Source organism: Bacillus coreaensis (genome assembly GCF_050586445.1).
Taxonomy (GTDB): Bacteria; Bacillota; Bacilli; order Bacillales; family Cytobacillaceae; genus Robertmurraya_A; species Robertmurraya_A coreaensis.
In genome coordinates this window covers 1-13,636 of the sequence record NZ_JBOCCY010000019.1, presented here as the reverse complement: position 1 = coordinate 13,636, position 13,636 = coordinate 1, and the positions used below count along the sequence as shown (strand labels likewise).

The window sequence follows — 13,636 nt, the reverse complement described above, 5'->3', positions numbered from 1 at the left end:
GCATAAGACAAGCCCAGTAGGAAAGCCTGCTTTCCGGAAGGGATTGTCTTATGACCTCGAGGGTCAAGGAGGCGGAGCTGGACAAAGAAAAGCGGAGGAAGCTTGTTCAGGGGCGACAGGCATAAGACGAATCGCACAGGAAGCTTCCCTAATACCCACTCACAGCAGCACCTCAATAAAACATCAAAAAAAACGACCCCACTAAGTGGGATCGCCCTAACTCTTATTTATTCGGTGTAATAACGATATAACGATTTGGCTCGACTCCGTCAGAGTATGTTTTCACTCGCTTATTATCCACTAAAGCGGTATGAATCACTTTTCTTTCATACGATGGCATTGGTTCAAGTGATACTCTTTGGCCTGTACGAACAGCTTTAAAAGCAAGTCTTTCAGCTAATTGCATTAGTGTATCATTTCTTCTTTTTCGATAATCTTCTGCATCAAGCAATACATTTACATATTGATCCGCATATCGATTAATGACTAGCTGCGTTAAATATTGAAGGGAGTTTAAAGTTTGTCCTCTTTTTCCAATTAGGAGAGCAATCTTGTCCCCAGAAAGAATAAATTGAACTTGTTTGCCTTCTTTTATCACTTCAATATCAACTGGCGAACCCATTTTGTTTGCTACATCAGTTAAAAAGTTTTTTGCTTCTTCAATCGCATCAATCTTTTTAGTTACTTTAACAATAGCCGGGCGGGTACCAAAAATACCAAATAGCCCCTTTTTCCCTTCGTCAACTATCGCTATTTCTGCACGATCTCTTGTTGTTTCTAGTTGAGCTAAAGCTGACGCTACTGCTTCCTCAACGGAATTACCCGTAGCAGTTACCTCTCTCACTTTTTCGCTCCTCCTGATTTACCAGTTTCAGCAACCTTTTTTAAATCTGGACCTTTAATAAAATAAGTTTGAACAATCATAAAGATATTCCCGACTACCCAATATAGTGATAAAGCAGCTGGGAAAGTAAATGCAAACACGACAATCATGACTGGCATAATGTAAAGCATCATTTGCATTTGAGGATTATTCTCTACACCCGCCATCATAATTTTCTGTTGGATGAATGTTGTGATCCCCGCTACAATCGGTAAAATATAAAACGGATCCGGAGACCCAAGGTCAAACCATAAGAAGTTATGCTCTGCAATCTCTCTTGTACGAGAAATAGCATGATAAAAACCAATTAATATTGGCATTTGAATGATTAATGGAAAACATCCAGCAAGCGGATTTACTCCATGCTGCTGAAATAACGCCATTGTTTCCTGTTGAAGCTTTTGTTGCGTTTTTTGATCTTTTGAGCTATATTTTTCTCTTAACTTTTGCATCTCAGGCTGAATAGCTTGCATAGCCTTTGAGCTCTTTGTTTGCTTGATCATTAATGGCAAAATCACCAAACGAATCAAAAGTGTAACTAAAATAATACCTAAACCAAAGTTTCCACCGGCAAACTCCGCTGTTTTGACAATTAATAACGATAATGGGTATACAATATACTCGTTCCAAAAACCTTCGCTTTCTGCTGTAATCGGCTTATTATACTCTGTACAGCCCGTAAGTAGTGCCATCAGAAATATGAGGCCGATTAAAAGAAGAAGTTTCTTTTTCAACCGTTTTTTCCTCCTTAATATCTTATATCCTCCAAGTATGTCCACTTCAATCTTTAGATAAAAAAAGAAACACACTACTTGTTCGTCTATTAATAATCCAAGTGTATTGTATCATTTTTTATAAGTACATTTCCTTAAAAAAATGCAAACACTAAGATTTTATTTCCTTCTTTCTACTCTACCATTTAAAACCTTCGCAAGTTTTAAAACATGAGTTAAACTTCCCTTCACTTCATGAAACGTCATGTCAGAAGCTGGTTTTCTCGCAATGATAATCAAATCCAAGTCATTTTTCATATATTCTTGAAGCTCTAGTAAGGATTGTCTAATATACCTTTTCACTTGATTACGAGTTACAGCATTTCCAATCTTCTTGCTAACAGACAAACCCACATGAAAATGAGTTTGTTCTGGAACTTTTCGCAAATAAACAACAAATTGACGATTTGCTACAGAATTCCCCTTTTTATATATCTCTTGAAATTCTTTATTCTTTTTAATTCGAAATTCCTTTTTCATTTATTACACCTACGATCTAGATTAAAGCAAGTGCTCTAGCTTCTGGAGGCGCACACTGCCCTTCCCATTATTTTCTTCTGTGTGAACATCTATACATAAATCGAACTCTTCTTCCACTTGAATGAGAAAAAAGACCACTGACGTTTCAGTGGCCTAAGCAGATAATACTTTTCTTCCTTTACGACGACGACGTGCTAATACTTTACGTCCGTTTGCAGAGCTCATACGACTACGGAAACCGTGAACTTTGCTGTGTTTACGCTTATTTGGTTGGTACGTTCTTTTCATTATATGACACCTCCCTGAGGAATAACTTTAAAGACAGTCCTTCTAATTATAGAGGCGACCTATAAAAAAAGTCAATAGCCTATCTTCGACTCCTTTTGACGGACAGAATAACAGATACGATTTTCTTTATTTTAATGTTTTGATGAAGTGTCCTCCAAACAGCTTTTTTAGCTCCTGTTAATAACTTTCGACACGTTTCTCCATTATCCACAACGCTTATTGACAGCTTTTTCACAGATTCTTTCGCTGTGGACAATTAATACTCACAGCTTGTACTTGTTGTGGATAAACTTAAAAAACCATTGCGTCTACTTAATTTATTTGATATTATTATTGTGTTTTCACTCTGGATAAAAACATGTGGATAAATAGACTATCCACAGATTGTGGATATCTTGTGGATAGGTTATTCAGAGCCTATGTAGAACGTTGTCCACAAGTCGTGGATATTGTCGAAATCCCTCATTACTTCTTATATATATACTTACCCACATTAACAGATTTGTATATTTATAAATTTATAGGTTGTACAGCTTGTATAACCTATGTTTTTTTGTGATCCTTACGGGAAACATAGAAAAATTAGTAGACTGTTTAGCCGCTTCAAAGATGGCATTTATATTCCTAAAAGGAGGGATCAGTGTGGAAAATATTTCGGATCTTTGGAATAACGCGTTAGCCAATATAGAGAAAAAAATAAGCAAACCCAGCTTTGAAACGTGGCTAAAATCTACTAAAGCCCATTCTTTGCAAGGTGATACGTTAACCGTAACGGCTCCAAATGAATTTGCTCGTGACTGGCTAGAAGAACGTTATTCGCAATTAATCGCTGGAATTCTCTACGATATAACTGGAGAAGAATTAGGGGTAAAATTCATCATTCCGCAAAATCAAAATGAAATGGAAGATGATATTCCTATCCCACAAAAACGCAATATTAAAGATGATGACCATCAAGAGCTACCGTTAAATATGCTCAATCCGAAATATACTTTTGATACATTTGTTATTGGTTCTGGGAACCGATTCGCACATGCTGCTTCACTAGCAGTCGCTGAAGCACCAGCTAAAGCATATAATCCCCTTTTTATTTACGGGGGCGTAGGTTTAGGAAAAACTCACCTTATGCATGCGATTGGGCACTATGTGCAGGATCATAATCCATCAGCAAAGGTTGTATATTTATCTTCTGAAAAATTTACGAATGAGTTCATTAACTCTATTCGAGACAATAAAGCAGTTGATTTTAGAAATAAATATCGCAATGTAGATGTTCTTCTTATTGATGATATTCAATTTCTTGCTGGAAAAGAACAAACTCAAGAGGAATTTTTCCATACGTTTAATACGCTACATGAAGAAAGTAAGCAAATCGTTATATCCAGTGATCGTCCGCCGAAGGAAATTCCGACGCTTGAAGATCGACTCCGTTCACGCTTTGAATGGGGATTAATCACAGACATCACACCACCAGATTTAGAAACAAGGATTGCCATTCTTCGTAAAAAAGCAAAAGCTGAGGGATTGGATATTCCGAACGAAGTCATGCTATATATAGCAAATCAAATTGATTCCAATATTAGAGAGCTAGAAGGTGCATTGATTCGAGTGGTTGCCTACTCATCTCTAATAAATAAAGATATTAATGCTGATTTAGCTGCGGAAGCTTTGAAAGATATTATTCCTAGTTCAAAACCACGAGTCATAACGATTCATGAAATTCAACGAGTCGTTGGAGAGCACTTTAATGTAAAACTCGAGGATTTTAAAGCAAAGAAACGGACAAAGTCTGTAGCTTTTCCTAGGCAAATTGCTATGTATTTATCAAGAGAATTAACCGACTTTTCCCTTCCGAAAATTGGTGAAGAGTTCGGAGGTCGAGATCACACGACAGTTATTCATGCTCATGAAAAAATTTCAAAGCTGATTCAATCAGATGCTCAGTTCCAAAAACAATTGAATGAGATTAATGAGCTTTTGAAAATTTAATACTGTGTATAACTTTCACTTGTTTACTCACAGTCTGTCCACATGTGGATAGGCTGTATTTCCTTTCGCTTAAGGGAGTTATCCACATACTCACAGGCCCTACTATTACTTCTACTATTTTTTATAATAAAAATATATATAAATAAGCTGATATTCCATTCATAACGGGAGGACTTTTTTTATGCGTTTTATTATTCAAAGGGACCGTTTAGTTCAAAGCGTTCAAGATGTTATGAAAGCAGTAACTAGCAGAACAACTATCCCAATCTTAACCGGTATAAAAATCGTTGTAACTGAAGATGGTGTTACATTAACTGGTAGTGACTCAGACATTTCTATAGAATCATTTATACCTAAAGAAGAAGCTGGTGATGAACTTGTCGAAATCAAACAAACAGGTTCTATCGTTCTACAAGCAAAGTTTTTCAGTGAAATTGTAAAGAAATTACCTACAGATACAGTTGAAATAGATGTTCAAAATCATTTTCAAACCGTTATTCGTTCAGGTAAATCTGAATTTAATTTAAATGGTCTTGATGCAGAAGAGTATCCGCATTTACCACAAATAGAAGAACAAAATGCTTTTAAGATCCGTACAGACCTCCTAAAAGTTCTGATTCGTCAAACGGTTTTTGCAGTGTCCACCTCAGAAACACGCCCAGTGTTGACAGGTGTAAACTGGAAGGTCGAAAACGGAGAGTTAATCTGTATTGCAACAGATAGTCACAGATTAGCTTTAAGAAAAGCGAAGGTCGATATTGAGAACGATGTGAATTACAATGTAGTTATTCCAGGGAAAAGCTTAAATGAATTGAGTAAAATCCTAGATGATACAAATGACCTAGTTGACATCGTCATAACAGAAAACCAGGTGTTATTTAAAGCCAAGCATCTATTGTTTTTCTCAAGATTGCTTGAAGGGAACTATCCTGATACAACTCGATTGATTCCGTCAGAGAGTAAGACAGAAGTAACTGTTAATACAAAAGAGTTTTTACAATCCATTGATCGTGCTTCCTTGCTGGCAAGAGAAGGGAGAAATAACGTAGTTAAATTTTCAACGATTGAAGAAAAAGTGATAGAGGTGTCCTCTAATACTCCAGAAATCGGAAAAGTAGTTGAAGAGCTGCAAGCACAAGCCATTACTGGTGAAGAGTTAAAAATATCTTTTAGTGCAAAATATGTAATGGATGCATTAAAAGCTTTAGAAGGGCAAGAAATAAAAATTAGTTTTACAGGGGCAATGAGACCGTTTATTATCCAACCTTTAAATGACGATTCGATTCTGCAATTGATTCTCCCTGTAAGAACATATTAAGAATAAGCTGCCAGGTCTCTGGTGGCTTTTCGTTTAACCCTTTGTATATAAGCCAATTATTTAGTAAAATAAAGAGTAGACACGAAAACGCTCGTCATGAAAAATAACGTGAAAAGAGTGAGGCTATTTGAGAGAAGAAGTAAAAATTGACACAGAGTATATTACGTTAGGTCAATTTTTAAAGCTAGCAGGCGTTATAGATACCGGAGGAATGGCAAAGTGGTTCCTTAGTGAGTATGAAATATTTGTCAATAATGAGCAAGATCAAAGGAGAGGTCGAAAGCTTAGAGCTGGAGATGTTGTTGAAATTCCTACCATCGGTTCATACATTGTCATGTAAAAGGAAGCAGGCTTCGACATATGTGTTGAAGTCTCGCTTACTGTATAGGGATAAAGGATGTTTTGAATATGTATATTGAGCATTTAGGGTTAAAAAATTATCGTAATTACGAAGATTTGACTATGACTTTTGAAAACAAGGTTAATGTCATCTTAGGTGAAAATGCTCAAGGGAAAACAAATGTCATGGAATCCATCTACGTATTAGCCATGGCTAAATCTCATCGAACCTCTAATGATAAAGAACTTATTCGCTGGGATGAAGAATATGCTACAATAGAGGGACGGGTAAAAAAAAGTCACGGTCCTCTCCCAATGCAGCTGATTATTTCTAAAAAAGGAAAAAAGGCAAAATGCAATCATCTTGAGCAGCAAAAATTAAGCCAGTATGTAGGGAATATGAATGTGGTTATGTTTGCGCCTGAGGATCTTACACTTGTGAAAGGAAGTCCGCAGGTTAGAAGGCGATTTATAGATATGGAGATTGGACAAGTATCCCCTATTTATCTTCATGAAATGGGGCAATATCAGAAAATTCTCCAGCAAAGAAACCATTATTTAAAAATGATGCAGATTAAAAAGCAATCAGACGAAACGATGCTTGATATATTAACGGAGCAATTTATTGACAAGGCTGTTCGTATCGTTGCCAAACGTTATGAATTCCTCCGTTTGCTTCAAAAATGGGCTATTCCAATCCATAGTGGAATTTCTAGAGGGTTAGAAACATTAAAGATTGAGTATAAACCTTCTGTTGATGTATCAGAAGAACAAGATTTGTCGAAAATGGTAGAAGTATTTACTCATAAATTTGATAAAATAAAAAGAAGAGAGATCGAACGTGGCACTACACTGTTTGGACCTCATCGTGATGATATGCTCTTTTTTGTAAATGGGCGTGATGTGCAAACTTTTGGATCTCAAGGCCAGCAACGGACGACTGCATTATCCGTCAAGCTTGCAGAAATCGAACTCATTCATGCGGAAATAGGGGAATACCCTATTTTGCTTCTTGATGATGTTCTTTCAGAGCTGGATGATTATCGCCAATCTCACTTGTTAAATACCATTCAGGGTAAAGTACAAACATTTGTGACAACAACAAATGTAGATGGAATTGACCATCAAACACTAAAAGAAGCGTCAACCTTTACCGTTGATAGTGGGACGATTAAACGAATCTTATGAGGTGGTCATATGTATGTTCATATTGGAGAAGAGACATTGGTTCGAGCAATAGATATCGTTGCCATCATAAGTAAAGAAAGTGTCGTTTCTTCATCACAGATGAATGAATTTTTAATGCATGATCGTTTAGTGGTTGTGGATCTTTCAAAAGGTGGATATAAATCTATCGTGGTCACAAAAGATAAAGTCTATTATTCACCGTTATCATCTGGAACATTAAAAAAACGCTCTTATAAACTAGCAGCTCAGTATTAGAATAATCTTAGCTCTCTTGCTAAGTGAAAATATATATTTGGTACGCGAAAATCAGATGATTTTTGCTTAATTGTGAAAGAAAGAGTAGGTGAACGGTTTATGGCAATGGAACAAAAAGAAGTCCAAGAACAATCATATGATGAAAATCAGATACAGGTTCTGGAAGGTCTTGAAGCCGTAAGAAAAAGACCGGGGATGTATATAGGTTCCACAAGTGTCAAAGGACTCCACCATTTAGTTTGGGAAATCGTTGACAATAGTATTGACGAAGCTCTAGCTGGCTTCTGTTCAGAGATAAATGTTGTAATTGAAAAGGATAATAGCATTACCGTTATTGATAATGGACGGGGAATTCCGGTCGGGATCCATGAAAAGATGGGAAGACCGGCTGTTGAAGTTATTATGACTGTTCTTCATGCTGGCGGAAAGTTTGGTGGCGGAGGTTACAAAGTTTCTGGAGGACTTCACGGAGTGGGTGCGTCTGTTGTTAATGCGCTATCTACGTTATTAGAAGTGTATGTTCATCGAGAAGGGAAAATTCACTACCAGAAATTTGAGCGTGGAGTGCCTGTAGCTGACCTAGAAGTGATCGGAGAAACAGACCATACCGGTACGACGATTCACTTTGTTCCAGATAGCGAAATTTTCACAGAGACTCTTGAGTATGATTATGAGACCCTTGCCAATCGTATCCGTGAGCTTGCTTTTTTAAACAAAGGTTTAAAAATAACGATTGAAGATAAGCGTGAAGAAAATAAAGGCAACCAATATTACTATGAAGGCGGTATAAAGTCTTATGTAGAACACTTGAATAGATCAAAGGAAGTTCTACATGAAGAGCCGATCTTTATTGAAGGCGAAAAAGAGGGAATTACCATCGAGGTCGCCATTCAATACAATGATAGTTATACAAGTAATATTTACTCGTTTGCGAACAATATTCATACCCATGAAGGTGGGACACATGAATCTGGTTTTAAAACAGCTCTTACAAGAATCATAAACGACTATGCGAGAAAATATGGTCAGATAAAAGAAAACGATTCGAATCTGTCTGGTGATGATGTACGAGAAGGTTTAACAGCTATCGTATCAATCAAACATCCAGATCCACAGTTTGAAGGCCAAACAAAAACGAAACTTGGTAACTCAGAGGTAAGAGCAGCAACAGATACGATTTTTGCCGAGGCACTGGATAAGTTTCTTCTTGAAAACCCTACAGTTGCAAGGAAAATAGTTGAAAAAGGCTTAATGGCGGCAAGAGCCCGTTTAGCTGCCAAAAAAGCACGAGAGTTAACACGTCGAAAGAGTGCCCTTGAGGTATCGAGCTTACCTGGTAAGCTTGCTGACTGCTCTTCTAAAGATCCTGAAATAAGTGAAATATATATCGTTGAGGGAGATTCAGCGGGTGGATCAGCAAAACAAGGACGTGACCGTCATTTCCAAGCGATTCTTCCACTTAGAGGGAAAATCCTTAACGTAGAAAAAGCTAGATTGGATAAAATCCTTTCAAATAATGAAGTTCGTGCCATGATTACAGCTATTGGAACAGGGATTGGCGAAGACTTTGATCTTTCGAAAGCTCGCTACCATAAAGTTGTAATTATGACGGATGCTGATGTTGACGGTGCGCATATTCGAACACTGATACTAACATTCTTCTATCGATATATGAGACAAATCTTAGAGGCGGGCTATATTTATATCGCTCAGCCACCGTTATATAAAGTTCAACAAGGGAAACGTATTGAATATGCCTATAACGATAAAGAATTAGACCGTATTTTCGCAGAGCTTCCGAGTCAACCGAAACCTAATATTCAACGTTACAAAGGATTAGGCGAGATGAATCCTGATCAGCTTTGGGAAACAACCATGAACCCAGAGACGAGAACCATGTTACAGGTTAGTCTTCAAGATGCCATTGAAGCTGATGAAACATTCGAAATGTTAATGGGAGATAAAGTGGAGCCACGTCGTAACTTTATCGAAGCAAACGCACAGTACGTGAAAAACTTAGATATTTAAAAAAGGGTAGAGGGTAACCACTATCCTCCTTTTCTTTTCATAGAAGGCTTACAAAGGATCATCATTAGCTTTAAAGGAGGTACACACGTTGGCTGAAACACCAAATTCACAAATTAAAGAAATAAATATAAGCCAAGAAATGAAGACTTCATTCCTAGACTATGCGATGAGCGTAATCGTCTCCCGTGCTTTGCCAGATGTTAGAGATGGATTAAAGCCTGTTCACCGTCGTATTCTATATGCCATGCATGACCTTGGGATGCACTCTGACAAGCCATATAAAAAGTCTGCTCGTATCGTAGGAGATGTAATTGGTAAATACCATCCACACGGAGACTCAGCAGTGTATGAGACAATGGTACGTATGGCTCAGGATTTTAACTATCGGTACATGCTTGTTGATGGCCATGGAAACTTTGGATCGGTTGATGGAGATTCAGCGGCAGCCATGCGTTATACAGAATCAAGAATGTCAAAAATCTCAATGGAACTGTTGCGAGATATAAATAAAGACACGATTGATTACCAAGATAACTATGATGGAGAAGAAAAGGAGCCAGTTGTTCTACCTGCTCGATTCCCGAATCTCCTAGTCAATGGAACAACAGGGATTGCGGTAGGAATGGCAACAAATATTCCTCCACATCAGCTTGGAGAAGTTATTGACGGTGTGTTGGCAGTTAGTAAAGACCCAGAGATAACCACTCAGGAGCTCATGGAGATTATTCCAGGTCCTGATTTTCCAACAGGAGGATTAATACTGGGGAGAAGTGGGATTCGAAAGGCTTACGAAACAGGCAGAGGTTCTATTACATTACGAGCAAAAGTTGTTATTGAACAAAAGGCCAATGGCAAGGAAGTTATCATTGTTAATGAAATTCCATACCAGGTAAACAAGGCAAAGCTTATCGAGAAAATTGCTGAGCTAGCCCGTGAGAAAAAAATTGATGGTATTACAGACCTTCGTGATGAATCCGATAGAAATGGTATGCGTATTGTTATAGAGGTTCGTAAGGATGCAAATGCCAATGTATTATTAAATAATCTTTACAAGCAAACCGCTCTACAAACTAGTTTTGGAATCAATACGTTAGCGTTAGTTGGTGGACAACCTAAGGTATTGAACTTAAAACAATGTTTAGTTTACTACTTAGATCACCAAAAAGTAGTCATTCGTAGAAGAACAGAATTTGAATTACGAAAAGCCGAAGCACGTGCGCATATTTTAGATGGCTTACGAATTGCACTAGATCATCTAGACGCGGTTATTAGCTTAATTCGTTCTTCACAAACAACAGATATTGCTCGTGAGGGGTTAATGACTACCTTCGAGCTTTCTGAAAAGCAAGCACAGGCAATTTTAGATATGCGATTACAGCGTTTAACTGGTTTAGAACGTGAAAAAATCGAAGAAGAGTATCAAAACCTTGTGAAGCTAATTGCAGAGCTGAAGGAAATTTTGGCAAATGAAGAGAAGGTTCTTGAAATAATTAGAGAAGAACTATCTGAAATTAAAGAACGCTTCAACGATATTCGTCGTACTGAAATCGTAACGGGTGGAGTCGAAAACATTGAAGATGAGGATTTAATTCCGGTTGAAAATATCGTTATTTCGTTAACTCATAATGGATACATCAAACGTCTTCCTGTTTCAACCTACCGCGCGCAAAAACGTGGTGGTCGAGGAATACAAGGAATGGGAACGAATGAAGATGATTTCGTTGAACATCTTGTTACAACGTCCACACATGACACAATCCTTTTCTTTACAAATAAAGGGAAAGTGTATCGCTCGAAAGGATATGAAATTCCTGAGTTCTCAAGAACAGCAAAAGGAATTCCAATCATCAACCTATTAGAAGTGGATAAAGGAGAATGGGTGAATGCCATTATTCCTGTCTCAGAGTTTGTAGATGACTGGTTCCTATTCTTTACTACCAAAGAAGGAATATCGAAACGATCACCACTCACTTCCTTTGCAAATATCCGAAACAATGGTTTAATTGCCTTGAACTTACGCGAGGAAGATGAGTTAATCTCTGTTCGTCTTACAGATGGCAGTAAGGAAATTATTATTGGAACGAAGAAAGGGTTACTCATTCGTTTCCCTGAAACAGATGTTCGTTCTATGGGGCGTACTGCTACAGGAGTTAAAGGAATTAACATTGACGCTTCAGATGAAGTAGTCGGAATGGAAGTTCTTGAGGAAAACACTGAAATATTAATTGTTACAAAGAATGGGTATGGTAAACGTACACCTGCTGATGAATATAGAATACAAGGTCGTGGCGGTAAAGGGATTAAAACCTGCAATATTACAGATAAAAACGGAAACTTAGTTTCGATGAAGGCTGTAACAGGTGAAGAAGATGTCATGTTAATTACTACAGGCGGAGTCTTAATCCGTATGGCGGTTAGTGATATCTCAACAATGGGACGAAATACTCAAGGTGTGAGATTGATCAGATTGAATGAGTCAGAAGAAGAATTCGTAGCCACTGTAGCGATGGTTGAAAAAGAAGAAGAAAAAGATGAAGAAAAAGAAGAATTAATCGTTGGTGAAGAAGAAGTAAAAGACGTTGAACCAGCGGAAGAAGAATAATTTGTAAGAGAGGGACATTATTATGTTCCTCTTTTTTTATGAATTGGGTAAAATAGACTAAGAATATTATTACTAGAGGGTGTAATTTAGTGCGAGTTCTTATAAAAGAAGTTCAAGAAGGATGCATTCTTTCTGAAGATGTTATGGGGTCTTCAGGACGGGCAATTGTCCAAAAGAAAACAGTATTAACTTCCGAATTACTCGGAGTATTAAAAGCCTTCTTAATACCCGAATTAGAGGTTGAAAAGACTCTGTCTAGCGGGCATCCTTTTATACCTAATGAGATCCTTATGGATGATGAAGAAGTGAGGCATGAGGAAAATGAAGCACAAAGGGAACTTACATTCACCGAACTCTTTCTTCAAGCATCAAGAAGCTTTAAAAAGGAGTTTCGAAGCTGGCAGGCGGGTTTACCAGTAGATGTTACAAAGGTGCGAAGTATTATATTTCCGTTAATCGAAAAAATAGAACACAATCAAGCAGACCTTTTTCAACTTCATCACTTTTCAACTGAGGAAGACTATTTGTACCAGCATGCGGTTGCGGTTGGATTAATTAGTAGTTTTATTTCTAAGAAACTAGGTTTTAATAAAGGGGAAATTGTTCAGATTGCTTTGGCTGGGACTTTAAGCGATTGTGGTATGGCAAAGCTTTCTGAAGGAATATTAAATAAAAGAACACCTCTTACACAAGAGGATTATCAAGAGGTAAAAAACCATCCAACGTATAGTTATAGACTTATTCAAAGTACACCTTTTATTAGAGAGGCTGGTAAAATTGCCATCTTTCAACATCATGAGCGTTTGGATGGAAGTGGGTATCCACTTGGTGAAAAAGGACAGAAAATCCACCAATATGCAAAAATTATTGGGGTCGCTGACACCTTCCATGCAATGACTTCACAACGCTTATATAGAAAAAAGCAGTCTCCTTTTAAAGTATTAGAGATGATGCTACAAGATTTATTTGGACAGTTTGATATTGCCTCCATCCGTGCACTTCAAGCTGGGATTATGAATATTTCTATTGGAAGTTTAGTAAAACTTTCAAATGGACAAGAAGCTGAAATTCTATATATTGATGAGAATGCTCCAACAAGGCCGCTTGTAAAAGTATTAGCTACTGCTGAAATTATTCATTTGCAGAGAAACCGGATGATTTTTATCGATGAAGTAAAGATTCCTTAGGATGGTAGAGCCAAGTAGGTGTTATCTATTTGGCTCTTAAATGTTTCCATTTATTAGATATTGAATAATAAACAATGACTTGTTATACTATTAAAAGTCAGTTCAACAGGTACTTAAATTATTGTTAAAACTTTTTTAAAAAAGTAGTTGAAATGATTTAGTAAACATGATATATTATTAAAGTCGCCTCGTTGCGATAGTGATTGTTCTTTGAAAACTAAACAAATCATACGTCAACAAAAAATGATTAGTGTTGAAAAATACACTAGCCAACGTTTTAACTTTAAGAGCTAATCTTACTCTTTA

12 protein-coding genes are annotated in these 13,636 nt (G+C 37.2%); 8 read left to right on the top strand and 4 right to left on the bottom strand.

The window, feature by feature from the left end:
* Nucleotides 1–223: 223 nt before the first annotated feature.
* The 4 genes from jag to rpmH all read right to left on the bottom strand — a co-directional run bounded on the left by jag (nucleotide 224) and on the right by rpmH (nucleotide 2,424).
* Nucleotides 224–844: an RNA-binding cell elongation regulator Jag/EloR gene (gene jag / locus ACQ5H4_RS20175; protein WP_430776764.1), complete on the bottom strand. Its 621-nt coding sequence runs from the start codon at nucleotides 842–844 to the stop codon at nucleotides 224–226.
* A complete protein-coding gene (gene spoIIIJ / locus ACQ5H4_RS20170; protein ID WP_160547696.1) occupies nucleotides 841–1,617 on the bottom strand; it encodes a YidC family membrane integrase SpoIIIJ in 777 nt (258 codons plus the stop codon). Before spoIIIJ ends, jag begins: the two co-directional genes overlap by 4 nt.
* A gap of 159 nt (nucleotides 1,618–1,776) precedes the next feature.
* Nucleotides 1,777–2,136 (bottom strand): ribonuclease P protein component, encoded by a 360-nt coding sequence (rnpA, locus tag ACQ5H4_RS20165; RefSeq protein ID WP_430776763.1) that lies wholly within the window; start codon nucleotides 2,134–2,136, stop codon nucleotides 1,777–1,779.
* A gap of 153 nt (nucleotides 2,137–2,289) precedes the next feature.
* Nucleotides 2,290–2,424: a 50S ribosomal protein L34 gene (gene rpmH, locus ACQ5H4_RS20160; protein WP_066059809.1), complete on the bottom strand. Its 135-nt coding sequence runs from the start codon at nucleotides 2,422–2,424 to the stop codon at nucleotides 2,290–2,292.
* Between the two features lie 642 nt (nucleotides 2,425–3,066).
* On the opposite strand from rpmH, the gene dnaA reads away from it, so the two are divergent.
* From dnaA to ACQ5H4_RS20120, 8 genes are all read left to right on the top strand, one after another.
* Nucleotides 3,067–4,413 carry a chromosomal replication initiator protein DnaA gene (gene dnaA / locus ACQ5H4_RS20155; RefSeq protein ID WP_430776762.1) on the top strand — a complete coding sequence of 449 codons (1,347 nt, stop codon included), beginning with the start codon at nucleotides 3,067–3,069 and terminating at the stop codon, nucleotides 4,411–4,413.
* Nucleotides 4,414–4,594: 181 nt separating this feature from the next.
* The gene (dnaN, locus tag ACQ5H4_RS20150; RefSeq protein WP_430776761.1) at nucleotides 4,595–5,731 is read left to right on the top strand and encodes a DNA polymerase III subunit beta; all 1,137 of its coding nucleotides are present in this window, start codon (nucleotides 4,595–4,597) and stop codon (nucleotides 5,729–5,731) included.
* A gap of 127 nt (nucleotides 5,732–5,858) precedes the next feature.
* The gene (gene yaaA, locus ACQ5H4_RS20145; protein ID WP_430776760.1) at nucleotides 5,859–6,071 is read left to right on the top strand and encodes a S4 domain-containing protein YaaA; all 213 of its coding nucleotides are present in this window, start codon (nucleotides 5,859–5,861) and stop codon (nucleotides 6,069–6,071) included.
* 68 nt (nucleotides 6,072–6,139) lie between these two features.
* Nucleotides 6,140–7,258, top strand: a complete 1,119-nt coding sequence (recF, locus tag ACQ5H4_RS20140; protein ID WP_430776759.1) for a DNA replication/repair protein RecF — start codon at nucleotides 6,140–6,142, stop codon at nucleotides 7,256–7,258.
* Nucleotides 7,259–7,267: 9 nt separating this feature from the next.
* Entirely contained in the window at nucleotides 7,268–7,513 is a 246-nt protein-coding gene (remB, locus tag ACQ5H4_RS20135; protein ID WP_430776758.1) for an extracellular matrix regulator RemB, read from the top strand.
* Between the two features lie 105 nt (nucleotides 7,514–7,618).
* Nucleotides 7,619–9,541 (top strand): DNA topoisomerase (ATP-hydrolyzing) subunit B, encoded by a 1,923-nt coding sequence (gene gyrB, locus ACQ5H4_RS20130; protein WP_430776811.1) that lies wholly within the window; start codon nucleotides 7,619–7,621, stop codon nucleotides 9,539–9,541.
* Between the two features lie 88 nt (nucleotides 9,542–9,629).
* A complete protein-coding gene (gene gyrA, locus ACQ5H4_RS20125; protein WP_430776757.1) occupies nucleotides 9,630–12,143 on the top strand; it encodes a DNA gyrase subunit A in 2,514 nt (837 codons plus the stop codon).
* A gap of 89 nt (nucleotides 12,144–12,232) precedes the next feature.
* A complete protein-coding gene (locus ACQ5H4_RS20120; protein WP_430776756.1) occupies nucleotides 12,233–13,330 on the top strand; it encodes an HD-GYP domain-containing protein in 1,098 nt (365 codons plus the stop codon).
* Nucleotides 13,331–13,636: the final 306 nt, after the last annotated feature.